Source organism: Paenibacillus sp. FSL H3-0310 (assembly GCF_038002785.1).
Taxonomy (GTDB): Bacteria; Bacillota; Bacilli; order Paenibacillales; family Paenibacillaceae; genus Paenibacillus_AQ; species Paenibacillus_AQ odorifer.
On sequence record NZ_JBBODC010000001.1, the window covers coordinates 3,703,055 to 3,729,371 of the forward strand.

Sequence of the window (26,317 nt, forward strand, 5' to 3'; positions counted from 1 at the left end):
GCTTAAATTTTCTACAGAATCTTATAAAACACCTCTTCTGCAAACTCGAAATCATTCATAATACACTCTAAACATAATGTCTTGCTCGTAATTCCCAAACCCACGGCCATATATGGTTAGTCCCCCTCTTCTCCGTCCGCTATTCTCTGCCGTTAAACGAAAGGTCCACTGATCCTGCTCTACTCGTACATCCTCCAAGGTAATATCTGAGATTTGCTGGCCATCTACAAAGGTTCCACCTGTATTAATCCGCAGAACCTTCAGCAAACCATATTGGTTAACATCCGAACGCCACCAAATGGGATTTAATCGTCCTCTAGTGAGGCCAAAGTCGCCCGGACTGGTCCATTTTCCTAAATCCTGACCATTCATCATAAAGCCAATATCCGACGGCCACTTCTCATTTACATGTGGAGCTTCGGAACCTATTTCTAGCGAAATCTCAATTTCCTGCACCACTTGATCTTGAAATAGATAATTTGGAATCTTGTACTCGATAGAACCTTTCGCAAACCATACAATGCCGGCATTCACCCGTTCCGGGTCCAGAAAATAACGTGGATCATCATAATAGCCGATCAGCTTCTCAGTAGTAGCAATCCCGCAGGTAGGTAAAGCCTGAATATCGGTATATTGCCCTACAGGGATAGACACCTCAACCACCTTTCTGGCAACTCCACGGGAGCCCGATAATTTAATCTGCAGGTAATTCGCAGACAAAGAACAATATTTATAGGTCCCTCCATTTACTCGTCTCATTTTAGAACTGATCAGGCCTGCTTTTTGCAGCTTTGCTACATGAGTACTGACAATTGCACTACTAAGGTAGAGCTCCGCTGCCAGCTCTTTGATGTGCATCTCTCTGCGGTCCAGAAGTTCAATAATTCGCAGCCTAACTTCACTTGCCAGCGCTTCATACACCTGCAAGGATTCAGAATCTGTGGTTAAGTACATTTCAACGTCTCCAATGCTTATTGAATTAGTATTTTAACGAATCCTAAATTAATTCATTGCTTATTATAAGCTAAAATCAGTATCATGTAATCATAAAACAATTACTTAATTAGTGAAATCATTAATTCAACTAGAGGGAGCTGTACACTCATGCCGATTAAATCGACAATGATTATTGACAAAGATTTCAGACTAGCTGAAGTAGACCCGCGGATTTACGGCTCATTTATCGAACATTTAGGAAGAGCAGTTTACGGTGGCATTTATGACCCGGGTCACCCTACTGCGGATCAGAATGGTTTTCGGAACGATGCCATCGAAGCTATTCGTGCCTTAAACGTTCCTATCATCCGTTATCCTGGAGGCAACTTTGTATCCGGTTACAATTGGGAAGATGGGGTTGGACCCAAGCACGAACGCAAGCAATCTCTTGAATTAGCTTGGTGGACCACGGAAACCAATCAAGTGGGTACCAACGAATTTGCAGATTGGGCTAAGCTCGTAGGCAGCGAAGTCATGATGGCAGTTAACCTTGGAACACGCGGCATCGATGCAGCTAGAAATCTAGTAGAGTACTGCAATCATCCTTCCGGCTCCTACTACAGTGACCTGCGGATCTCTCATGGGTATAAAGAGCCTCACGCTTTTAAGACCTGGTGCCTCGGAAATGAAATGGATGGTCCGTGGCAGATTGGAGCTAAAACCGCGGTCGAATATGGACGGTTAGCGAACGAAACTGCAAAAGCTATGCGCTGGGTCGATCCAACGCTTGAGCTTGTGGCTTGTGGCAGCTCCGGCAGCGGCATGGACACTTTTGCCGAGTGGGAAGCTACCGTGCTTGATCTTTCTTATGATAATGTGGACTATTTATCACTGCATACGTACTACAATAACAACAATGACGACACGCCTAACTTCCTAGCCCGCTCTATGGATTTGGATCATTTCATCAGCAGTGTGGCTGCCACCTGTGATTATGTTCAAGCGAAGAAAAAGAGCAAAAAGAAAATTAATCTGTCGCTCGATGAATGGAATGTATGGAAATCACAAGGCAGCAGCCGTGCCGAACAACATTGGCAGATCGCACCGCCAGAATTCGAAGATGTGTACACACTTGAAGATGCACTTGTTGTGGGCTGCTGTCTTATTTCATTGTTGAAGCATGCTGATCGTGTGAAAATGGCCTGCTTAGCGCAGCTGATCAATGTAATCGCCCCAATTATGACTGAAAATGGCGGACCGCTTTGGCTGCAGACTACTTATTATCCGTACCTGCATGCTTCCCTTTATGGTCGTGGAACCGTACTTCACCCGCTGATTTCCAGCCCTAAATACGATTCCAAAGATTTCACTGATGTGCCTTACTTGGAAGCCATTAGTGTATACAACGAAGAGCTGAATGAAGTAACCGTCTTCGCTGTAAACCGCCATTTATCCGAAGGACTAGAGCTCGACGTGGATCTGCGCAGCTTCAGTTCCGTAAACATTATTGAACATATTGTACTGGAACATGAAGATATAAAAGCTGTAAATACCAAATCCAATCCTCATAACGTGATGCCTAGCCAAGGCAAAGCCGTTGTTGAGAGTGGACATGTAAAAGCCCTTCTCGCAAAAGCTTCCTGGAATGTGATTCGTCTGCGGGTGAACGGCTAAGCTAACTTGTAATAGTCATAGAAATGCCCCCATGAATCTTTAATAAGCCATCGATTCATGGGGGCGTCTTCGTTATTTTATTCTGAAAATTGTCACGGATTGCTTCGGAAACTCATAACTAAAGCTGCTTCCTTCTGTCTTAAAGCTGGTTTGTTTCGGAGAGACCTGCTGCTTATTCTCGAAGTTATTTTCGTCCTCAAGCGGGTATCCCGACATTTCATAGACTTCGATGGTCAGTGCTTCTTTTGCCAAAGATTCCAGTACAACCTCAGCAGAAACGCTGTTCTCTTGTACGTTTACAGTCTTGAGGATAATATCCCCCGTTAAATCTTCCACACTTGCCGTGTAATACAGCGGTTCGATGACCGGAAGTTTATCTTCTGTCTCATTCACCAGTTCTCCGTTAATAAAAGTACGGATCTGTCTGCCCACTACTTCTAGCTTAAGATCGTATTCTACATCTGTTTCAACCGTAAACATAGCATGCGTCAGAACAGAATTTCTTTCGTTGATAATTGAGGCCACAATCGAATCCTGATTCTGCCAGCCACCCAGCTCCCAGTACAAATGATTCTGATCATCCGCTTTACCAAAATAAAAGATAAACCCTTTATTTCCTGCAGTTCGTGTAGCCTTAAAATGCAAAGTATAGTTTTCCCACTCTGTCTCACCAAGCTCTAGTGTCCGTTTAGCCGTTCTGTTCTGAGCAGGGTCAGGCAGATTTGAAACTTCCTCTGATAAGTCAGAATACGTTTTCACTTCTCCCGTAATATTGTTGACTAAGGTGATCTCGGAGAAACGAGCAGCAGAGGCATCCACACCGAAACTGACGGCTCCAGTGATCGCTTCCTTTCTGCTTTCCTTCGGTGCCGTGAAGCCATCTGCTTCCATCTTCAGCAAATGATCTCCCTGATGGTTCATGAATAGCTTTTGCACATAATAGTTTGCCGTTCCGTACACTTCATGATTATTGAACCAGATCATATCCGGCTTCCAGTTAATATAATCCACATTACAGAGCATTGGAGCATAACAAGCTAAGCCAACGGCATGGGCATTATTTTGCAGACCTGTCATAAATGCTGCTTCCACCAATGCATTGTAATAGGTATTGCCCCATGAGGCATATTCACCGAGGAATACCTTTGGCTCATCGGCTTTGAAATCATCATAACGATGATGATTAGCCAGGAACCATTCAGGTGTACAGTAATAATGCTCGTCTACGAGGTCAGACTTGTTCTCTTTTGCCGACGTCCAGCCCCGTTCATATTCCTGGCCGGCAGAGAACGGGCCACTAGAATTAATGACCTTGATTTCCGGATATTTTGCTTTGATGGCTTGATGAAAGTAAGGATATCTCTCGAAAAAGGGTGCACCTACCTCTTCATTCCCAATGCCGACATACTCCAGCCCAAAAGGCTCAGGGTGACCCAGTTCTGCACGAATGCCTCCCCACTTCGTGGAAGAATCCCCCTTGGCGAATTCAATTAAATCCAAAGCATCCTCAATCCAAGGCGTTAATTCATCCAGCGGTACCATCCGTTTATGATGCGGGTCGTAGCCGCCCGGAAGAACGGGGATCGGCTTAGCTCCAATATCCTCACAGAACTGAAAATATTCATAATAACCTAACCCAAGCGTTTGATTATATGACCAGTTATTGCGTCTTGCCGGTCTTTGTGCAACATCCCCAATCGTATTCTTCCATCTGTACATGGAGTCTCTGTCATCTGGATCCAAGGAACCGTCATGCACCAGACATCCTCCTGGGAACCGCATAAATTTAGGTTTTAAATCAGCGAGCAGCAGCGAAATATCTTCACGCATGCCTCCGGGTCTATTCTTAAAGGTCTTCTCAGGAAACAGGGAAACCATATCCAGATATACCTTCCCGTTACCTTTGGTAACGATTACAAGACGACTGCTTGTGTCCGTGCTATTAGCTGTAATAACGGCTTCATATCGGGTCCATTCAGAGCTGCTTACGGCGATCTCCACTTCACCAAGAATGGTGCCGTCTGTGCTTTCGATGTTTACGGTAAGCGGCACATCAAAGCTTGTCTCCCGGCGGGCATACACCGAGAAGTTATAATTCTCGCCTTCTTTTACCGGAATACCACTGTTAAAGCCTAGATTCATCAGGCCAACGCCGTCACCTTCAGCCACAATATCGATGGCAACATAATGTTGGTTACGATCATTTAAGGGCTTGCTGTCTTCTACAGAGATATTTACCTTTCCATCTCCACGTTCTACAGGCTCCCAAGCCATCAGCGCATGATAATCTGCCCGGTCAATCGGGTCGAATTCAAAAGATCGGTTCTGAACTAGTTCAGCGTAAAGCCCACCATCGGCCGCATGATTCAAATCCTCGAAGAAAATACCGAATAGATCGCCTAACTCCGCCCCCCGCTGCTGCGTATGTATCGTCAATTTTCCTTCTGTCTTCATTCTATTGTCTTCCTCCTTGTGAATTCCAATTTGATTTATATTTATATTACTTAGTTCATATCAATATAAATCATTATAATAACTCCTCTCTATATTCGTCAATTCAAAAACGAAAAACTGACACCGAATACCCCTCGCTCGATGTCAGTTCACACTAGGAATCCCCCTAGTATAGGTTATAAAGAATACGTAAATTGATAGCTGCCCGAACCTAATTGAAGTCTCACTCCGTTATCGACCAAGCTGATGCTGTGCACGCCTCTGGACTGCTCCACAGGAACTTCATTTTCTAATAACCCTAGTTGATTGGCTCCAGGCAGAACGACAATACCGTTGGTATTGGCAGGAATCGTAACGTGAATCATCATTCCATCATCCTCTGATCGCCGCCACGCTGACTCTACTTTTCCGTACATGGTTTCAAGACTAGCTTCTGCGTAATCCAGACCGGGGCCAGGCTGTGGCTTGATATGAACGATTTTGAAACCAGGCTCCAACTCATCAGTTCCGATTCCTGCAACGTAACGATACAACCATTCACCTATTGCGCCATAGGCGTAATGATTGAAGGAATTCATATCTGCACTCCAGAAGCTGCCGTCCTCCTTGATCCCATCCCAATGCTCCCAAATCGTAGTCGCACCTTTCGTCACCTGATACAGCCAGGATGGATAATCCTTTTGAAAAAGAAGCTTATACGCGAGTTCATTATTTCCAATCTCGCTGAGCACAGGATTCAGATATGGTGTGCCCACGAATCCAGTAGTCAGATGATCCTTAGCTTCAGCAATCAGCTCAGTTAGCTTCTGAATTGCACGTTCTTTGGCGACCCCTTCTATAAGATCGAAACGTAGGGCTAATATCTGTGCAGTCTGGGTAGAGACGGACAACCTTCCCGCAGGTGTTATGAACTCATTACTGAATGCTTTTATAATTTTGGCGTGCAGCTCACTATAATAGTCCACGTCCTCCGATTTTTCTAAGGCTATTGCCGCTTTTAAAGTAAGAGAAACGGAATAGGCATAAAAAGCGGTGGCGACATAATCCCGATCTGTAGCTCCCACATAGCTGTCTGGCTTGGAATCAAGCGCTAGCCAATCGCCGAAATGAAAGCCAGTATTCCACAGATAAGGGTTACTTCCCTGTGCATAGATATATGAAATCCATTGCTTCATGCTCTCGTATTGCTCTGCAAGCAGCCTTTTGTCGCCGTACATTTCATAGATTGTCCATGGACAGATCGTAGCTGCATCCCCCCAGGCTGCAGAAGAATGGTTAGTATCTCCGTCGCCAGGAGGCGCTGCTCTCAGCTCTGGAATAAAAAACGGAATGCCGCCCTCAGGGGTTTGGTCTGCCTTCAAATCCCGTAACCATTTCGTAAAGAAAGGTGCCGTATTCATCAAATAGGAGGCTGTTCGGACAAACATCTGAGCATCCCCCGTCCAGCCGAGCCGCTCATCACGCTGTGGACAATCAGTGGGCACATCGAGGAAATTCCCTTTTTGCCCCCACAGGATATTGTGATGCAGTTGATTCACAAGTGGATCTGAGCACTGAAAATCACCCGTACGTTCCATATTAGAGTGCATCACAATTCCTGTGAAATCCTCTAGTTGAAGATCTGCTGAGAACCCACTAAGCTTCACATACCGAAAGCCTTGGAAGGTGAAATGCGGTTCATACGCCTCTTGCTCTCCACCTTTCAGAGTATAGCGGATGCACTGTTTCGCTTTACGCATATTCTCCGTGTAGAAATTTCCGTCCCGGTCTAATATTTCAGCATGCTGAAGTTCTACCGCCTGACCAGATTGACCTTTTACATTAAATTTTAACCACCCTACCATGTTCTGGCCCATGTCCAGCACTCTATCTCCCTGCGGGGTAGTCAGCAGTGCAATCGGCTTCAAGGTTTCAACTTGTGTCACTGGCACATTTTCCTGGGCAACGATGATCGCTTTGGAATAATTAATAATCTCCACTGGATGCCAACCTTCTGATGAAGGATCGGTGATATCCAGCTCCAGCCGAGCATCATAGGTTTCACCATTATAAATTTCAGACATCATAATTGCGCTTTTTGCAGCCTGCCAATTCTGATCTGAGCTAATAAGCTCATTTGAACCGTCTGCGTACTGGATATGAAGCTCCAGCAGAAGTGAAGTCTTTGATCCATAAATCTCCTTTTGATTATCCCAGCCCAAATACCCTCTGTACCAGCCATTGCCCAACAGTGCGCCTAACGCATTCGCACCTTCATGCAGAAGCTTTGTGACATCATAAGTTTGATATTGCAGCCGCTTACTGTAACTGGTCCAGCCTGGAGTAAAATAATGATCTCCCACCCGACTTCCGTTCAGCTGCAGTTCATACAAGCCCAAAGCAGTAGCATAAATCCTTGCACTTTCCACTGGACCTTTTACATCCACGAATGTACGAAGCTGTGGGCAAATCTCAGAATCTTGTGAAAAAGAGGCTGTAGGAGCGCTGATCCACTCCGCCTGCCAATTCCCTGCATCTAATAGTCCGGTTTCAAAAAATGCAACCTCAGACCAACCCGAGTCTATTGCATTCTGATTCCATGCCCGAACCCGATAATAATAACGCGTGCGAGCTTCCAGCAGCAGACCTTCAAGCTCAACATGGATCGATTGAGAAGACTTTACTTCCTCTGTATCCCATAGCTTGCCTTGAAAAAGCATATTCTCCGCCACTTGAATTTGATAAGCAGACTGCATGCAGTCCCTGTCATCTGAAACTAACTGCCAACTGATTCTGGGTCTGATCACATCAATTCCTAGCGGATTTTCTTTGTACTCACAACGAAGCTTAGTCATTGCGAACATATAGATAAAAACCTCCTTCTATAGCGACAAATTAGTCTTTGCCCTATAATTATAGCTGGGTTACCGCTTTCATCACCCGGTAAAAAGGACATCATATCCCTGCAATCATGCCATGAATCTGGAAGGGGGAATTCAATATGCAACGAACCACCGAGTTGTTCAAAAATGAAATTTTTTTTCAAAACGATCTGCATCTGCTCGTTAACCGCTATTCAGAGAACTTCCATGCCCCTTTTCATGCTCATGAATTTATTGAGTATTGCTATGTAGCTGAAGGAAGAGGTTTTCATCACCTTGAAAATGAGATCTTTCCCGTTAGAAAAGGAATGCTGTTCGTGATTCCTGTAGGTGCCCCCCATGTGTTCCGTCCAGCATCTTCTGATACTTTAGGGAATCGCCTGATCGTCTATAACTGCCTTTTTGATATGCAAATGGTGGAGCAATTAAATATCGTCCTTCAAGAGCCATCTATCCGGGAGCACCTAGCCACTCTTGGGAGTAGCAGCTCATCTTACTTTTCCGTCTCAGATCGAGATGGCTCTATTGAGCGCTTAATGCTGAATTTATATCATGAAATGTCGGTATCCGGTATGGGCTCCAAAACAATGCTTTACACCCTCTTAAGTCAATTAATCATAGCAGTGTACAGGCAAAAATACGGAGAAGATGACAAATCTACGATGGATATGGCAGACTTCACGCAAGTCATTCAATACCTAGAGCATAATCTGTCGGAAAAGATTACACTTGCCGAATTAGCCCGTATTTCACAGTGGAGCAGCAGGCATCTTCAGCGCATGTTCCACAAGCATACTGGCCAGTCCTTTGGGACCTACTTGAAGAATCTGCGAATGCATAAAAGCTGTGAATTGCTGCGTACTTCTGGACATAAAATTAATATGATTGCCGAGCTAGTGGGTTACCGTGACATCGACTCCTTTAACGCTGTATTCAAAAAAATAGTCGGCCAGACACCCATCGCGTACCGCAAGCTCTACAGATCATAAAAAGGCCGATGTCGTATGAACATCCATACAACATCGGCCCTATTAATTTATTGATTAGTGATCTGTTTAAGTAAAAACTCAACAAAATCAGTTGATTTAGTCTTACTGTCATCTTGTCCTAACGTTCCGACGATCATCTGATTTGAATGGATAGGGAGTTCTGTAGCAAAATCCGTATCTGTGATATCTATGCCAGTAATCAGCTCTTGACCACTCTCCGGGTTAGTCATACGTTTCAGACGGTTATCATCAAGAGGAAGTCCTGCGGATTTAATAAACGACTCCAGATTTTGCAGTCCCGACTGCTGGCCAATCCATTCAAAAGTAGCATCATCCATAATCAGGATATCCGGATGATCGGCTGCCAGCATCGCCATAGCCCGCTGCATATAGCTCATATCCAAGGCTCCACCGTCCGTCCCACCTGTTGAGGGTAGATAAACGATTTCTGCCTCCACTCTCTTCCAAGCCGGGTAACGTTTGATGATTTCTTGTTTTAGCTCTTCATTCTTACCTGACGAGTCCTGAGATTCATAGTTGCCTAGGAACATGATTCGAACATCTACCGGTGGGAGCGTAGCTTCATATTTTCTTTCCTGCCATTGATCATAGAGCGCTTTCCCTCCAAAGATAACTACCAGCAGCACGATAATAGAAATAATAGTGTGCGTTTTGTAGAGGCGAAAGAAATTCTCCGATTTACGTGCTACGCCGGACATGGCTCCCCACTTCTCCAGCCGCTTGTCCTCTGCTTCCTGAATCTCCTTCTGATCCAAGCCATCTAGGATGGTTTTGTAAGCGCGGAATTCCTCTTCATAAGCTGCAACCTCATCTTCAGTCGAATTCGATCGACGGCGTTTCAAATGCATATCTAACCTTTTGTTCAATTCCTCCCGGGTAACGTCTTCAGGCAAGTTCAAACGCTCATAGGCTTGCTTTAGCTTCTCATTCAAAATGATGTCTCCTTCCTGATGCTTTTCGTCATTTCAGATCGTTAATTTGGTTCTATGTATTGAATTCTTGTGGCAGTAAAAGTATGGGCTAAGCCGCAAAAAAAACATCGCAGGAACTCAAGTAAACTATATCATGTTGTGCTAGACGGTAACAAGTAAGCGTTTATCTAATCCAAACCATGCAGCTGCTTAAATTGCTCAGGACTCATCCCTGTCAATCTTTTAAACACCAAACAAAAGTAACTAGCATTATCAAAACCCACTAGCTGGGCAATTTCATACATTTTTTTATCGCGTCCATTAAACATAAGCTGTTTACTCAAATTGATACGTTGCTTATTGATATAGGTTACAGGTCGATCATGAATTGTTTTTTGAAAAAGCCTGCATAAATACTGTGGCGATACAGAAATAATCTCCGCCAGCTCCTTTAAAGGAAGCGTCCTATGCAGATTGCTCTCAATATAACGCAGCACCGGCTTAATTCGCTCCAATTCATGTGCCTCATTCAGAGGCGATACTAGCTTTCTTTTTAAATCCAGAAGCAATGCATAAAGATGTTTAGATCGTGCCAAATTAGTCTCCAGCTCATTGCTATCTGGCAGCATAAGGATTTGCTTTAGAGGATTGAGCCATTGATCTTCTTTTAATCTAGCAGGACCAGACTCGCGGATGCCCGCATAGAGCAGCATTTGACCAACCTCTCTGCCATTGAACGAGACCCATGATACCTTCCATTCCTTCCCACTGATAGGGGCATACGAATGAGGAATATCCGGGAACAAAAAGAACACATCCCCTGGACCCACGAGATATCGGTTCTCATGAATGATAAGCTCACCCTTGCCTTCGTGAATCTGATGTATTTGATAGTCTGGAAAGCCTGCAGGACGTATAGTTTCTGGCTGATGCTCCCAAAATCCAAGGGTTGTAGCATAAAGCGGCAGCATGATTACATCTTCTGTTTGGCAAAAAATAATTTTGCTCTCCATAAAAAGTCCTCGTTTCATATTTTGTTATCTGGGACTAAAATTCTTTTATTTATCCTAACATTACTTCAACTTATAATATGAATATAATAACATTACAATGATTATAAAGGAGATCAACTCATGCGAGCAAAGTTTGTCTACCAGCCACCTGCTAACGGTTATCCGGAATGGAATAACAACCCAGAGACTTTTGAATTGAATCGATTGGATGCACATGCCTCCATGATCCCTTACCGTAGCTTATCCCAAGCGCTAACTAACGATAAAGAAACCTCACCTTTCTACCAAACCCTCAATGGGCTTTGGAAATTCGCTTTTTCCGAAACACCGGATCAACGAATTGTGGATTTCTATAAAACCGATTTTGATTGCAGTACTTGGGATACAATTCCTGTACCGTCCCACTGGCAGTTCCAAGATTATGACTACCCACAATATACAAATCTCCGGTATCCTTGGGCGGAATCCGAGCCAGAGCTTAAAGCCCCCTTTGCCCCAACAAAATATAATCCAGTAGGCTCTTATCTACGAACCTTTACTGTACCTGAGTCTTGGAACGGTCAACCGGTGTACCTAAGCTTTCAGGGTGTTGAATCCGCTTTCTACGTATGGGTAAACGGTGAACTTGTCGGGTACTGTGAAGATACATTTACTCCATCAGAATTCGATATCACCCCATATTTAGTGGCAGGGGACAACAAACTAGCTGTCGAGGTTTATCGTTGGTGTGATGCCAGCTGGCTAGAGGATCAGGATTTCTGGCGCCTGAGCGGTATTTTTCGGGAAGTCTATCTTTATTCGGCTCCTTCCGTTCATATTGCTGATTATTTCGTCCACACAGATCTGGATGAAAACTTCGTACATGCGGATTTAAATGTAGATATCAAGGTGGAAAATTACTTTAACGAGCAAAGCCCATATACACTGCAAATGCAGCTTTACAATAAAGAGGGCCAGCCTGTTTGGGAGACTCCTATCTCCGCTACTGGTTCCTTTGAGCAAGAAGGCGTTCAACAACTCAAGCTTGCTGCCCCGGTTGAGCAGCCTTTTAAATGGAGTGCTGAAACCCCTTATCTTTATACCTTAGTTCTGTCTATAAATGACGGCAACGGGCATACACAAGAAACGGTCAGCTGTAAGGTTGGATTCCGCAAGTTTGAGATTAAAGACGGACTTATGAAGATCAATGGCAAAAGAATCGTACTCAAAGGTGTCAATCGCCACGAATTCTCTTGCGACACAGGTCGTGCTTTAGCCAAAGAAGATATGCTGCGCGACATCCAATTAATGAAAACACATAATATTAATGCTGTTCGAACCTCCCATTACCCGAATCAGTCTATCTGGTACGAGTTATGTGATGAATACGGATTATATGTGATTGACGAAACTAATCTGGAAACTCACGGCACCTGGGCATACAGCCAAGAAGGGTTGAATGACGGGAATGTCCCTGGAAGCAAACCGGAATGGCGGGCCAATGTCATTGACCGCTGCAACTCCATGATGCAAAGGGATAAAAACCACCCTTCAGTCATCATTTGGTCTCTCGGCAATGAATCTTTCGGAGGCGACAATTTTATCGCTATGCACGACTACCTGAGAGAAATCGATCCTTCGCGGCCGGTTCATTATGAGGGAATCTTCCACTGTAGAGAATCGGAAGCAGCAAGTGACATAGAATCTACTATGTACATTAAACCGCAGGATGTTGAAAAATATGCGCTTAATAATCCGAAAAAGCCTTATATCCTCTGCGAATACAGTCATGCCATGGGCAATTCATGCGGTGGGCTGCACTTATACTGTGACTTGTTCGACAAATATGATATTGTTCAAGGTGCATTCATTTGGGATTGGGTAGATCAAGCCATTCGGACCCACACCTCCGAGGGAATTGAATATCTCGCTTATGGCGGGGACTTTGGTGAATCGCCTCATGATGGCAACTTTAGTGGCAACGGATTGCTTTTTGCTGATCGTACGGTTACTCCTAAGCTCTTTGAGGTCAAAAAATGTTATCAAAATATTAAAGTAACGGCTGAAAATATCCTAGAAGGACTCTTCCAGATTCGCAATTCCTTCTTATTTACCAACTTAAAGGAATACGATCTCAAATGGGAAGTTCGTTTAGACGGAGTAACTGCACAAGAAGGCTTGCTGAAGATCTCATGTGCACCAGGTGAGAGCATTTCATGCAAAGTTCCTTACGAGCTGGATTCACTGCGTGGCAATCATGAAGCAGTTCTGAATCTTTCCTTTATTCAGCCTTCAGCAACTATATGGGCAGAAGCCAATCACGAAATCGCTTGGGAACAGTTCATTCTGTCACCCCGTTTTGTAACCAATACCTCAAAGACAATCGCAGAACCACTGCGTGTCAGCGAGCTTGAGAATGTTTTGAATGTACAAGGTGATAATTTCGAACTGAGCTTTAGTACCACTACGGGTGCTCTGAACTCTTATCGTTCCTCAGGCAAAGAACGTCTGCTTGAACCTGTAAGAGCTAACTTCTGGAGAGCAGTCACTGATAATGATTGTGGTAATAAATTGCCACAGCGGTGTGCAGTATGGAAGCAGGCATCGCATAAACAACACTTAATCAGCTTTACATTTAGAACCGAAGGCTCTCTCTGTTTCGTCTCTGCCAGCTACCTTCTGGCTACAAGTCCGGATTCCACGCTTCGGGTCCAGTATGTGATTCGTGCTGACGGGACTTTAGAGATCACGCAAGAACTGAGTCCGGGCAGCAGCGTTCTGCCAGAAATCCCTGAGTTCGGAATGATGTTCGTTCTAGATGGAAGTCTTGATACCCTGTCATGGTATGGCCGCGGACCTCATGAGAATTATTGGGATAGACAAACCGGAGCCCCACTTGGACGTTACACTGGTAAGGTCAGTGATCAATTCACACCTTATCTCAAACCTCAAGAGTGCGGCAACAAGACTGATGTCAGATTCGCTTCAATTACAGAGGGCAACGATGGATCAGGGTTCTATTTTGAAAGTGCAACGCCTATCGAAATTAATGCCCTGCCTTGGAAGCCTGAAGAACTGGAAGCCCATGACCACGTCTATAAATTGCCAGTTTCGAACAAAAGCGTACTAAGAGTTAACTACAAGCAAATGGGTGTTGGCGGGGACGACAGCTGGGGCGCACCAACTCACGAAGAGTTCACTCTGCCGGCTAATCGCCCGTACATCTTCCGTTTCACTGTCTCACTGCTCTAATCTCTTCCACTTATAAAAAAGGCCGTCTCTGGTTGGTTTCTACCACACAGGACGGCCTTCTTCTATTTATTTCACAGCTACTGTTCCTTGTCTGAATTCCGAAGGGCTTAAACCTACATTTTTTTTGAACTGTTTGGAGAAATAATAGAGATCGCTAAAACCAAGATCATGGGCAATCTCACCGACAGAACTTTGCGTCCCCCTCAATAGCTCCTTGGCCTTAGTTATCTTTTTTCTGGTGATATACTGAATGGGGGGAACTCCGATTTGCTGTTTAAATAGCCGGATAAAATAGTTGGGATGCATGTACGCAATCTCGGCAAGCTCGTGTATGGTGATATTTCGCTCGATATGAGCGTCTATGTACGTTAATATTTTCGTTAATTTTTCGATCGAGCTTAGATTCTTAAAAGTGATTTCGTCTACATCTATGTTCATAATAAAATAAGAAAATAACTCCATTAACTTACTTTTGGCTAATAAATGAGCATACACCGCATCAGATTTCATATGACTCGTTAGGCTGCTGAAAATCTTTTGGATTACATGAGGATCTACTTCTCTGCATACATGACTTAACTCTAACATTTTGAATAGATTAATGTCTCCGATTTTTGCGCTGAAATGGCACCAATACTTCTCAAAGGGTTGATCACTTATGCAAGAATAAGATTGCTTAACTCCCTCAGGCATCAAAAAAAGCTGACCAGGCTTCGGATAATATTCTCGATCGCCAATCTTTAACCAACCCTCCCCATCGCAAATAAAATAAAATTTACTATAGTCAGGTGTGTAGTCAAGATCTTTCCAGTCACGGCCACAAAGATTGTAATCAGCCATAAATAAATCAACCTTTAAATTGGATAAATAATTTGTAAGCAAAACATGGTTATCCATCCCTTACTCCGCCTTATCAGGTTAGTTTTGTACATCTAAAAGTTAATGTCCTACATTTTGATTTCCACCTCTAATCACTACAATGAAGAAGAAATAAACGTTTGAAAGGATGATTGCAAAATGGTGGATAAAAGCAAATATTTAAAAGTAATCGAAGATACGATCGCAACTGGAAGATTCAAAGCCAATTGGGATTCACTAAGTCAATTTCAAGTGCCTACGTGGTATGAGAACGCTAAGTTTGGTATTTTCATTCATTGGGGTCTTTATTCTATTCCGGCTTTCGCCAATGAGTGGTATCCCCGAAATATGTATATCCAGGGTTCGCGGGAATATGAACATCATCTTGCTACTTATGGTGAGCATAAAACCTTTGGTTATAAAGACTTCATCCCCTTGTTCAAGGCTGAGCATTTCAATGCTGAGGAATGGGCCAATCTCTTCAAATTATCTGGTGCCAAATACGTGATGCCTGTTGCAGAGCACCATGACGGCTTTCAAATGTATAAGAGCGCTTACTCCCACTATAACACATATGAGATGGGTCCTAAGCGGGATTTAGTCGGGGAAATGAAAGACGCTTTTGAGCAGCAGGGATTAGAGTTTTGTGTATCTTCCCATAGAGCTGAGCACTGGTTCTTCCTGTCTCATGGCAAGGAATTTGATTCCGATATCCATGAACCGCTTGTATGTGGAGATTTCTATTGGCCATCTATGCCCGAACCCGATCATCACGATTTATTCGGCTCCCCACCTAATCAAGAATTTCTGGAGGATTGGTTGATTCGCTGCTGCGAGCTGGTAGACAATTATCAGCCGAAAATCTTTTACTTTGACTGGTGGATTCATACAGCTGCCTTCAAACCCTATCTCAAAAAGTTCGCCGCTTACTATTACAATAAGGGAGAGGAATGGGGAACTCCGGTTGCAATCAATTATAAGCATGATGCCTTCATGTTTGGCTCAGCAATCCCGGATATTGAGAGAGGTCATTTCTCCGAGCTTAAACCTTATTTCTGGCAAACGGATACAGCAGTGGCTAAAAATTCATGGTGTTATACTCCGGAAAATGATTATAAATCTGCCGTAGAAATTATCAGAGATCTAATAGATATCGTAAGCAAAAACGGCAACTTGCTGCTGAATATAGGTCCTAAAGCGGACGGCAGCATTCCAGCTCAGGATCAGGAAATTCTGCTTGGCATCGGAGAATGGCTAAAGGTGAATGGTGAAGCAATCTATGATACGACCTACTGGCGCACCTTCGGGGAAGGCCCTACAGAGATCGTTGAAGGTCAGTTTACAGATGGGATCACGAAAATTTTCACTAATGAAGATATCCGCTTTACGGTAAAAGGCAGTTATCTTTACGCTACTGTTCTTGTCTATCCAAACAACGGAATAGTGCAAATCAAATCCCTTAAAGAAAACTCTGCGCACTTCCATGGGATGATTAAACAGATCAAAATCTTAGGTTTTGAGGAACAACCTGCATGGGAAAGAACCGATGAAGCCTTGGTTATAAAAACGACCTCGGTTCGCAGTGAGACTCCGGTTGTTCTGCGGATTGAATTGGATTAGAGACTTACAGACCTTCGTAACCTATAAAAAGAGTGTTCTTGCCCATCCAGCAGAGAACACTCTTTTATAGTTTTATAACCATCGATTTATATTAAAAGTAGGGTACCCTGACGTTTATTGTCTTCATTCTAGTCCTATGAGGATATCTCGCGCGTAATTTGTTGGACTCCAAAATAATGCGACCATGAAGCGGATGCTCCGTGGGGATTTTTAGTTGTGCAGCAATGACTTCACTTAGCCCGTGGTTTCGGATGTCCGCTTGAAGCTGTAAGGCTTCTGGATCTTTTTCATGATCAAAATAAAGTGCAGAAGCAATAGCTGAGACTAAATGTGAAGTCTCAAAACCAAGTTCATGAGCATGCATTGCCGGTTTTACGAGTCGATCATTAGGTGAAAGCTTGCGAAGCGGGGAGCGGGCGACACGTGTAATTTTATCGTTAAAGTTGGGGTTAGTGAATCGTTCCATCATCTTTTCTATATACCGGTCATGTTCTATGGGCTTGAAGCCATATAAATGCACCAATAAGGCCCCTGTTTCCTTAAGCACCCCGTGAACACGAACTCTGATTCCGGGATCAGACATCGCTTCTTGAATGCTAGTATAACCTTCCAGGTATCCAAAATAGGCTGCACTGCAATGACCTGTATTCACAGTATATAGCTTCCGTTCGAGGTATGGCGCCAGCGAATCCACATAATGGACGCCTTTAATTTCATTGTAATTACCAATCATTCCACTGCGGGGAATAACCCACTCACTGAAGGGTTCAACGAGGATTTCAAGTGAATCTGTATTTTTCTGCATAGGTACAATCCGGTCCACCATCGCATTGGGAAAAGCGACATTGCGGTCGGCAAGTTCCTTGAAGGATTGCTTCATATGCCGATAAACTGATTTTTTCAACTTCTGACTGCTTCCAATCCCATTCTCACAGGCAATGATATGAAGAGGGTTGAGATTTCTGCTATTTTCAAGCCTTCGTTCGATGCCCTGCGCAATGGTCTCAGCAATATCTTTTAAAGCGGATATTCCGACGGCAGTTGTCACAATTTCAGCTTCTGCTATAGCTCTAGTAACGTCCTCAGTATCATTCAGATTGATTGCAGTAACATTATCAACAATAAAGCTGTCCCGGTTCTTGTTAGCTAGGGTGACAGGATATTGCCCACGTTTTTGCAATTGGGCAATTTTACTCTTATTTCTTCCGACGAAACAAACATTGTAACCGGAGTCCGACAACATAGGCCCAATAAAACCTCTGCCAATATTGCCTGCTCCAAAATGTACGGCTCTCAATTTGGTATCCCCCTTTAATTTGAACTTAGTTTCTCGGTTTCTCTATACGAAGCAACGTTGAGTAACTACATGATCAAATTCAAGAAGACTTAGATTATCAATTTTATGGTGCTGCTTATCGAATTCAAGAAAATTAGTAATTTCGTTAGGCGTCACAATGCAACGGATGCCAGCTGCTGCCGCTGCCTTAGATCCATTCGGTGAATCCTCGATAGCAACCGCCTCATCAGCTGTGATTCCAAGACAAGCTAACGTTTGGTTATATAGCTCCGGATCTGGTTTCACTTTTGCCACATGGTCGGCAGTCCGAACACATTCGAAATACTCGCGAATACCCAATTGATTCAGATATTTTTCCACCCATTCCAGTGAAGAACTTGAGGCCAGCCCTATGCGTAGTCCAGCTGCTTTGGCGGAATCAAGATAATGCTGAATGCCTGGTCGTATTGTTTCAAGCTCCATAAGTTTGCTGTGTCTCTGTTTAACAGCCTTACTGAACTCTTCTTTGTCAATCGCTAGCTTAAGATCAGTCATTAAATATTCATAAGGATTAAAACTGTTCAAGCTCGTGCCGATGCAGGTGGAATATTGTTCAAGCGTCAGATCCACTCCATATTCTGCATAAGCCTCGTTAAATGCGGTGTACCAAGCAGTCTCCGTGTCGATAATCGTTCCGTCAAAATCAAAAATAATTCCTTTGATCACAATCAACCATCTCCCTCGTATTATGTTTGGTTAGAATATCTTACGCAAAACCTTCTGCATATTCTACAAAAAGCTATTTCGGCTTGCGTTTGACTATAAAAACCATAACAAAGCCCTTCTACTGACGTCAAGCACGGTAGATAACATGCCACGTAATGATAACGATTACAATCAATGTGGACAAACCTGGATTTTTTCATCACCTGAACTTCTTAATACATAACAGTAATCAGATTCAAAAAAACACCACAATCCTATGTGCTTCAAGGGATTCCTTTGCCAAGTTTATTATGAAGACAAGCTCCCTCTCTTTCTCTCGATTGCTGTTATTCAGAGTATTTTTCCAAGCAGCTAAAAATAATTCAAAATAATTTTAAACACATCCTTTTTACTTGATTGTACAAATCAAATTACGGGGTTATTTTTTGTCCATTGAGTAAAAAGAGGCTTTAATTTATGATATATTTTAATCGAGAATGATTATCATTATTGGTGGTCGTTACATATAATAGGGAGGCAATAAGATATGAACAAGGTACGACAGTCCTTCGCTGTGGTATGTGTACTATTTTTGCTGAGTACATTGCTACTGGCGTGCGGAAACTCAAAGGAACAATCCTCTGCCAATAGTACGGCAAACGCAACCGGGAACTCTTCCGCTGCAACCGCAGTACCTTCAGCAGAACCCTCAGATAGCAGTACAGATGAAGCAGCAGCGACTACCCGCTCCTATACAGATTACATAGGGCATACTGTAGAGATTCCGGTGAATCCGCAGCGAATTATCTATTCTGGAGAAACTTATGGCGATTTGCTCGCACTTGGTGTGCAGGCGGTAGGTTATCCTCTTTCTATGGGCGAAGGCCAGGTTTTTGAAGATCAATTACAAGGTGTGGAGGATGTAGGCTTCCCTATCAATCTGGAAAAAACATTGGAACTTCAGCCTGACCTGATCATCTATGCGGGCACAGATGAAGCTGATTTCGAACAGCTCTCCAAAATTGCACCCACTATAATATTTGATACCTTTGCCCCACTCCAGGAACGTATGCTGGACATTGGTGGAATTGTTGGGAAAACGACTGAAGCAGAAGCATGGCTTGCGCAGTATAAAACCGCTGAAGAGAACATGTGGAAGCAATTGAAATCCGCAGGCATGAAAGAGGGCGAATCGGCTGCGGTCTTCACTTATTATCCAGGAGACAGACTGTTTATAATGGCAGCAACCGGACTTTCACAGGTACTCTATGGGGAGAATGGCTTCAAGGCAACTCCAGCTATTCAGAAGATCCTTGATGAAGGTAAAGGGTTCCAGGAAGTATCCATGGAAGTCCTGAAAGAATATGCCGGAGACCGGATATTCCTCTTGACTCCAGTGGCAGAAGAAGCAAAACAATCCACAGAGAATCTATTAAAGAGCCCTATCTGGAAGAGCCTTCCTGCCGTCAAGAACGGTTATGTCTATACACAAGACATCATGAAGACTTCAAGTGATGCGACAACAAGAGAATGGCTGCTTGGCGAAATTCCACAGCTATTGAATATGAAATAACCTTCTGTGATGAAGAGTTTAACACAAGGCTGATAAAAAACTGCAAGAAGCATGTCAACAGCTGTTGATATGCTTCTTTTTTTTATATACAATGAATTCATTGATAATCATTCTCACCAAATGAACGGAGGCTGAACCCATGCTGCATACATCATCGTCCTGCCCCCCACTCCACTCTCTGCTATTTCAGCTAAACGAGGCCGAACTGATGATTCAAGCTGCCGATTCAAGCTCTATAACGCGTACAAACCAGGACTATACCCTTCTCATATTTACTGGAGGGAACGGACAATTGAACCTCGATGATCAAAGCGTGATACTAAGTACGGATAAATGTTATCTACTATCTCCTGGAATCTCCTATAGTACGGACAACCAGGAGCTGACGTTGTATTATTACCTCATCACCTTTACAGCAATCTATACAACCGAGCATCCTAAACGATATTCTGGAGAGCTGCTTTCCGGCAGACGGGAGTTAATTGTGCACCCGTTCACCAAGGTAATCCGACTAGTCGAAGACCTGCTCATGAACAGGAATAACACCGATGATGTACAACAATTTAAGCGACAATTAAAATTCCAAGAATTGCTGCTGCTACTTTTTGAGCATAATTACCCTTCCAAACACCTGCCAAGTCCTACGGAATCCGTAGAAATGACCATAACATTCATTCAGGAGCATTATACAGAGAGTATCACCGTGAAGCAGTTAGCTGAACTGGCGGGAATATCAATCTGGCAATATACACCGATCTTTCAGCAGCTTACGGGTAAAAAGCCGCTTGAATACCTGACGGATCTGCGTATTAATCATTCCAAACGATTCCTGCAGGAATCGACTGAACCACTGCGGGAAATCGCCAGACTGGTCGGCTTCTCGGATGAATACTATTTCAGCCGCCGCTTTCGGCAAAAAACCGGCGTTACACCCGGACAATATGCACATCAGCAAGGTCGTAAGCTTACCGTCAAGGATTGGACGGGTCATGAGGTGGAAATTCCTGAACGAGCGAAACGTATTGTCTATCATGGCGAGACACTTGGCGACCTTCTCGCGTTAGGTGTAAAGCCTATCGGTGGAGATGAAGCGTTCGCCCGGAACAGCGTCTATAAACATCGGCTTAAGAAGCTCGCCAACGTCGGGTTTCCACTGGACCCGCAGTTAACCGCTTCCCTAAACCCAGATTTGATCATTTTGGCAAATAGTGATGAAAGAGCCTACAGAGCAGTTTCTGGTATCGCTCCGACACTCACCTTTGATTCATTTGCGCCTCTCGACAACCGAATGCGGACATTAGGCAGTTGGCTAGGTAAACAGCGCGAAGCCGAAGCATGGCTGGAGTCATTCACAATCAAAAACGCTGCCATGTGGCAGCAGCTTTACTCGACAACTCTCCAAGTTGGAGAAACCGCCTCTGCTTTGGTCTATGATCATGGAGATCATCTATATGCTATGGGAATGTCCGGATTCTCCACTGCGCTTTATGCCCCATTTGGTTTACAACCGACCGAAGAGATCCAAGCCATATTGGACGAAGAGTTAGGGTTCGCCGAAGTTGATCCAATACGACTGCCTGCCTACGCCGGAGATCATATCTTCATGTTCATTCCGGAACGCAAAGACTCGCGAGCTGCGATGGAACGATTACTAGACAGCTCACTTTGGAACACTCTCCCGGCAGTACGTCAGGGACATGTTTATCTGCTCGACGGAAGCAAATGGAACTCTAGTGATGCGTTAACCCGGGAGAAGCTGCTAACGCTGTTGCCTAAACTACTCGGCGGAAGTAGCGCTAGCAATTGAGGGTGAATCTAGGATTCTCTTTTGACTTTTCAAAACTTCATAGGGTATACTTTATCTACGCTTAATTTCCAACTTTTACAGTTGAAAAGCGGGGGAACCAGTTAATTGGGGCGAATCATTGAGCATTAGAATGTAGGGTACCATCTTACCCGAGTCCGTCAGCTAACCTCGTCAGCAGTGGATGGGTCTGCTTTTCATGTTATTTACATAACCAGAGACCCTTGCTAAGGGTCTCTTTTTGTGCTTTTTTGGACCCTGCTGGCAGTAGATTGGCCTTTGACACTAAGGCTCCCTCATTTCTCACACTACGAGACAAAGGAGAGATGTACGTGCAAAAGGTAAAGTACTTCACGGATATTAACAAAATAGCTATGTTGTCTGAGCTGGAAAAAGAGAATCTGAAAGAAATTACAGACAAATTTGTTTTTCGTGTAAATGACTACTATCTGTCTTTGATTAACTGGGATGATCCAGATGATCCCATCCGTAAGCTGGTTATTCCTAACGAAGGTGAACTGCTGGAGTATGGGCGCTGGGACGCCTCCGATGAGGACACGAATTATGTGGTACCTGGTTGTCAGCACAAGTATAGAACCACTGCACTACTGATTGTATCCGAGGTCTGCGGGGCTTATTGCCGCTACTGTTTCCGTAAGCGTCTGTTTCGAAATGACGTGAAAGAGGCGATGGCTGATGTCTCTCCGGGCTTGGAGTATATCGCAAAGAATCCGGAGATTAACAACGTACTTCTTACGGGCGGGGACAGTTTAATTCTCTCCACACCGAAGCTAAGATCCATTATTGAAAATCTAAGAAGCATTGAGCATGTTAAAATCATTAGACTAGGTTCGAAGATACCCGTATTTAATCCGATGCGGATCTCTGAAGACGAAGAGCTGCTGGAGCTGATTCGTACTTACTCTACCGAAGACAAACGAATCTATGTTATGGCGCACATCAATCATCCTCGTGAAATCACACCTGAAGCCAAAAAAGCATTTAAAGCTCTCCACAACGCAGGGGCAATTGTCGTAAATCAGACTCCCATCCTCAAAGGCATCAACGATGATCCCGTTATTTTAGGGGAACTATTGGACCGGCTTTCATGGGCTGGCGTTACACCCTACTATTTCTTTGTGAACCGGCCCGTTGCCGGAAACCGGGATTTCGTATTACCGCTCGAGCAAGTCTATCAAATTGTAGAAGAAGCCAAAGCCAGAACCTCAGGACTTGGCAAAAGAGTACGCTTATCCATGAGCCACACCTCAGGAAAAATAGAAATTCTCGCCATTGATAACGGGAAAGCCTATCTCAAATACCATCAATCCAGAGATCAGGAGTACGGAAAATTTATGATTCTAGATTGTCCAAAGGACGCCGAATGGTTCGATGACCTGCCTGGGAATGAGCAATATTGGACCCCACCTGTGAAAAAAAACGATGCTATTATTTCTGTTAATGATTTATCAGGCGAGCCTGCGGATTTAATCTGTAAATAGATTAATCAGCTCTGTCAGACTCTGTCATAGGATATTTCTTCATCACCAACAACAAAACTCCTCCCTCCCAAAATTAGCCCGAAAAAATCTATGATATAATCACGCTGTAACACGAAATGGACTAATGGGTGGGAATACACATATGAAATTGGAACGATTGATTTCTATGATCTACAAGCTATTGAACCATGAAGTTTTATCTGCCTCCAAGCTGGCTGAAGAGTTTCAGGTTTCCCAGCGAACAATCTATAGGGATATTGATGTGATTTGTGCCGCTGGTATCCCGGTCGTATCGTATCAGGGAACTAAAGGTGGATATGGCATCATGGACGGATATAAAATGGATAAAAGCCTGCTCCGTTCCTATGATGTCACTTCTCTGATTACTGTACTTAACAGTCTCTCTTCCGTGTTTGAAGATGAGCATGCGCAAGGAACCATTGAACGGCTGCAAACGATTGGAACGGAGCCACAGACCTCTAGTCTCGCGGTGGATCTTGAAACCCGGCGTACGGATCCTGACGCACTACCTCTTTTACGTGCGGCTATAGCAGAACGAAATGTTGTCCGTTTTGATTACATCAGTGTAAAAAATGAACGTACAACCCGTGAAATGGAACCAGTAAAGCTTCATTTTAAATATAGCAACTGGTACATCTATGGTTATTGCCGGGCACGGCAGGATTATCGGGAGTTTCGTCTTTCCCGGATGCTGAATTTGTTCCTGACGCAGGATACCTTTCAATCACAACATGAAGTACCCAAAGAGGCTGGCTGTTCAAACAGGGCAGATCAGGTGGAGGAAATAGTAATCCGGGTGGGCCCTGAGGCTTTGGCAGAAGCTTTGGATCAGTTTCATCAAGTCGACAAGGAATTTCATTCCGATAAAAGCATGACGATGCGAATTCCTGTGTATAAGCCATTGGAAGCTCGTTGGCTTTGGTCCATTCTGCTGAGTTTCGGCAGCGGGGCCGAAGTCCTCGAACCCCCTGCATTGCGAGGTATTTTAAAAGAGCAGCTTCAAAACACACTCAAACTTTATGAAGAAGTATGACAGTCTGATGTCATACTTCTTCTTTTATATTAACAACAGTAACAAAAACAAATCCATGACAATTCAAAAGGAGACCATACGAATGACAAATTATCCAGTAGAAATGTTTAAATACCACACATGGGCAAACCAAACTATCCTGGGGAGAATAAAGGAACTCCCGGCTTCTGTGCTAAGTCAAGAAGTGAACAGCTCATTTCCCACCATCGCTCATGCCCTTAGCCATATCTATGCGGTTGATACGATGTGGTATCTTGTTTTAACGGGCACTGCCATGCCTGAGGCTTTTCAACAAAGTATCCCGCTAAATTTGAGCATTCTAGATTCTGTGGATGAATACGTAAATATCTTTGCCCAGCTATCAGAACAATACAAAGAATGGTTACACAACCAATCCGATTTGGAGCAAACCATTCTGCTTGACAATCCATTCGCCGGAATCCGCCAAACACGCCTATCAGAAATTGTGTTGCAAGTCGTCAATCACGGGACTTATCATAGAGGTAATATATCTACTATGTTACGGCAGTTAGGCCACGCTTCCACCATGAATGACTATTCTCTTTTTTGGTATCAGGTAACAGCGGAAGCTATTTAAACTCTAATGGGCAATCTGCCCCACTCCATACCTAGAAAGGAAATTGTATTTTAATTATGGAGATTGAAAATCTAATTACAGTAAAAACGAGAGAAGATTTAAGAGTTTGGCTGCAGGAGAATTGTAAGACTGAAAAATCTTGTTGGGTACTCGTTAGTATGACGCCAAACCCAGAAACGTTGCTATATTTGGACGTAGTTGAGGAATGTTTGTGTTTTGGATGGATCGATGGAGTGAAAAAGAAAATTTCGGAAACAGAGCTGGCGCAAAGACTCTCTCCCCGAAGTAAAAAAAGCTCTTGGACTGAATTGAACAAAGAACGGGTCCGCCGCCTCGAAAAGCTGGGGTTAATGAGTGCTGAAGGAAAACGGATACTTCCTGATATGAACCCTGATTCTTTTATAGTAGATAAGATTATAGAGCAAAGGCTAAAAGAGGACAGGCAAGTATATGAGAATTTCCGGGCCTTTCCCCCCCTTTATAAAAGAGTTCGGATCGACACGATCCAAAGCAATAAACATCAGCCAGATTTATTTAAGAGTAAATTAGACAAATTCATAGCAAACACTAAAGAAAATAAAATGTACGGGCAATGGCATGATAATGGACGTCTGCTAGATTATTAAGCTGCGCTAGATGCATGATCTCCTGCTGAGGCTTTCGGACTCCAATGACGCTATTTACTAATTTATCGCCTTTTCTGCAACTCATCGGACTCCAGTGCAGCTATTCCTTAGAAACTGGCTCTTATAAGGCGTTTTTTTCGCCAATAGGAGCTATGCGGTCCGATAATACTCCAAATGGCGGATTTTCCTGCATTTAAGGTCCGCTGAGTCCGATACCGCCGAAGTATGATCATTCGCTCTACTTCTGAGTCCGATACGCCGAAGAATGATCATTCGCTGGACTCCTGAGTCCGACACCGCCGAAGTATGATCATTCGCCGGGTCTACTGCTACTGCTACTGCTACCATGATCTCCTGCTGAGGCTTTCGGACTCCAATGACGCTATTTACTAATTAATCGCCTTTTCAGCAACTTATCGGACCCCAGTGCAGCTATTCCTTAGAAACAGGCTCTTATACGGTGATTTTTCCGCCATTAGGAGCTATGTGGTCCGATAATACTCCAAATGACGGATTTTCCTGCATATAAGGTCTGCTGAGTCCGATACGCCGAAGAATGATCATTCGCTGGACTCCTGAGTCCGACACCGCCGAAGTATGATCATTCGCCG

At 43.9% G+C, this 26,317-nt stretch carries 19 protein-coding genes and 1 riboswitch; of the genes, 10 read left to right on the forward strand and 9 right to left on the reverse strand.

From position 1 onward, the window contains the following. Positions 1–51 precede the first annotated feature (51 nt). On the reverse strand, positions 52–954 hold the full coding sequence (locus tag MHH63_RS16880; RefSeq protein WP_076130581.1) for an ArsR/SmtB family transcription factor: 903 nt from the start codon (positions 952–954) through the stop codon (positions 52–54). Between the two features lie 150 nt (positions 955–1,104). Between MHH63_RS16880 and arfA the strand changes: the two genes are divergently transcribed. Continuing rightward, positions 1,105–2,610 (forward strand): arabinosylfuranosidase ArfA, encoded by a 1,506-nt coding sequence (gene arfA, locus MHH63_RS16885; protein ID WP_076187265.1) that lies wholly within the window; start codon positions 1,105–1,107, stop codon positions 2,608–2,610. Positions 2,611–2,682: 72 nt separating this feature from the next. Here the strand turns inward: arfA and MHH63_RS16890 are convergent, their stop codons facing one another. Next, positions 2,683–5,064 (reverse strand): alpha-L-arabinofuranosidase C-terminal domain-containing protein, encoded by a 2,382-nt coding sequence (locus tag MHH63_RS16890; protein ID WP_076303050.1) that lies wholly within the window; start codon positions 5,062–5,064, stop codon positions 2,683–2,685. Positions 5,065–5,240: 176 nt separating this feature from the next. Then, positions 5,241–7,907, reverse strand: a complete 2,667-nt coding sequence (locus MHH63_RS16895; RefSeq protein ID WP_076303051.1) for a family 78 glycoside hydrolase catalytic domain — start codon at positions 7,905–7,907, stop codon at positions 5,241–5,243. A gap of 137 nt (positions 7,908–8,044) precedes the next feature. Here MHH63_RS16895 and MHH63_RS16900 point away from each other — a divergent pair, with 137 nt between their 5' ends. Further along, positions 8,045–8,914 carry an AraC family transcriptional regulator gene (locus MHH63_RS16900; RefSeq protein WP_076130584.1) on the forward strand — a complete coding sequence of 290 codons (870 nt, stop codon included), beginning with the start codon at positions 8,045–8,047 and terminating at the stop codon, positions 8,912–8,914. A 47-nt stretch (positions 8,915–8,961) separates the two neighbouring features. Here MHH63_RS16900 and MHH63_RS16905 read toward each other — a convergent pair whose 3' ends face one another. Continuing rightward, positions 8,962–9,867, reverse strand: coding sequence for a hypothetical protein (locus MHH63_RS16905; protein ID WP_076130585.1), 906 nt, complete (start codon positions 9,865–9,867; stop codon positions 8,962–8,964). Positions 9,868–10,034: 167 nt separating this feature from the next. Further along, positions 10,035–10,859 carry an AraC family transcriptional regulator gene (locus MHH63_RS16910; RefSeq protein ID WP_076143215.1) on the reverse strand — a complete coding sequence of 275 codons (825 nt, stop codon included), beginning with the start codon at positions 10,857–10,859 and terminating at the stop codon, positions 10,035–10,037. A gap of 120 nt (positions 10,860–10,979) precedes the next feature. Here MHH63_RS16910 and MHH63_RS16915 point away from each other — a divergent pair, with 120 nt between their 5' ends. Then, a complete protein-coding gene (locus MHH63_RS16915; RefSeq protein WP_341171815.1) occupies positions 10,980–14,090 on the forward strand; it encodes a glycoside hydrolase family 2 TIM barrel-domain containing protein in 3,111 nt (1,036 codons plus the stop codon). A 66-nt stretch (positions 14,091–14,156) separates the two neighbouring features. On the opposite strand, the gene MHH63_RS16920 is transcribed toward MHH63_RS16915, so the two are convergent. Beyond that, entirely contained in the window at positions 14,157–14,987 is an 831-nt protein-coding gene (locus MHH63_RS16920) for an AraC family transcriptional regulator (RefSeq protein WP_341171816.1), read from the reverse strand. 120 nt (positions 14,988–15,107) lie between these two features. On the opposite strand from MHH63_RS16920, the gene MHH63_RS16925 reads away from it, so the two are divergent. After that, complete coding sequence (locus MHH63_RS16925) at positions 15,108–16,568, forward strand: alpha-L-fucosidase (RefSeq protein ID WP_341171817.1); 1,461 nt, start codon at positions 15,108–15,110, stop codon at positions 16,566–16,568. Between the two features lie 91 nt (positions 16,569–16,659). On the opposite strand, the gene MHH63_RS16930 is transcribed toward MHH63_RS16925, so the two are convergent. Then, the gene (locus MHH63_RS16930; protein ID WP_341171818.1) at positions 16,660–17,865 is read right to left on the reverse strand and encodes a mannitol-1-phosphate 5-dehydrogenase; all 1,206 of its coding nucleotides are present in this window, start codon (positions 17,863–17,865) and stop codon (positions 16,660–16,662) included. A 42-nt stretch (positions 17,866–17,907) separates the two neighbouring features. Continuing rightward, positions 17,908–18,570 (reverse strand): HAD family hydrolase, encoded by a 663-nt coding sequence (locus MHH63_RS16935; protein ID WP_036689719.1) that lies wholly within the window; start codon positions 18,568–18,570, stop codon positions 17,908–17,910. Positions 18,571–19,096: 526 nt separating this feature from the next. Between MHH63_RS16935 and MHH63_RS16940 the strand changes: the two genes are divergently transcribed. The 6 genes from MHH63_RS16940 to MHH63_RS16965 all read left to right on the forward strand — a co-directional run bounded on the left by MHH63_RS16940 (position 19,097) and on the right by MHH63_RS16965 (position 25,706). Beyond that, the gene (locus MHH63_RS16940) at positions 19,097–20,122 is read left to right on the forward strand and encodes an ABC transporter substrate-binding protein (protein WP_339173231.1); all 1,026 of its coding nucleotides are present in this window, start codon (positions 19,097–19,099) and stop codon (positions 20,120–20,122) included. Positions 20,123–20,261: 139 nt separating this feature from the next. After that, positions 20,262–21,929 carry an AraC family transcriptional regulator gene (locus MHH63_RS16945; RefSeq protein ID WP_341171819.1) on the forward strand — a complete coding sequence of 556 codons (1,668 nt, stop codon included), beginning with the start codon at positions 20,262–20,264 and terminating at the stop codon, positions 21,927–21,929. A gap of 48 nt (positions 21,930–21,977) precedes the next feature. Continuing rightward, a riboswitch (cyclic di-AMP (ydaO/yuaA leader) is annotated at positions 21,978–22,121 on the forward strand. A gap of 131 nt (positions 22,122–22,252) precedes the next feature. Continuing rightward, positions 22,253–23,428, forward strand: coding sequence for a KamA family radical SAM protein (locus MHH63_RS16950; protein ID WP_282579735.1), 1,176 nt, complete (start codon positions 22,253–22,255; stop codon positions 23,426–23,428). 142 nt (positions 23,429–23,570) lie between these two features. Beyond that, a complete protein-coding gene (locus MHH63_RS16955) occupies positions 23,571–24,482 on the forward strand; it encodes a helix-turn-helix transcriptional regulator (RefSeq protein WP_248547989.1) in 912 nt (303 codons plus the stop codon). Between the two features lie 82 nt (positions 24,483–24,564). Next, a complete protein-coding gene (locus MHH63_RS16960; protein ID WP_248547988.1) occupies positions 24,565–25,080 on the forward strand; it encodes a DinB family protein in 516 nt (171 codons plus the stop codon). A 56-nt stretch (positions 25,081–25,136) separates the two neighbouring features. Continuing rightward, positions 25,137–25,706, forward strand: coding sequence for a YdeI/OmpD-associated family protein (locus tag MHH63_RS16965; RefSeq protein WP_248547987.1), 570 nt, complete (start codon positions 25,137–25,139; stop codon positions 25,704–25,706). A 150-nt stretch (positions 25,707–25,856) separates the two neighbouring features. On the opposite strand, the gene MHH63_RS16970 is transcribed toward MHH63_RS16965, so the two are convergent. Beyond that, a complete protein-coding gene (locus MHH63_RS16970; RefSeq protein WP_341171820.1) occupies positions 25,857–26,054 on the reverse strand; it encodes a hypothetical protein in 198 nt (65 codons plus the stop codon). Positions 26,055–26,317 lie beyond the last annotated feature (263 nt).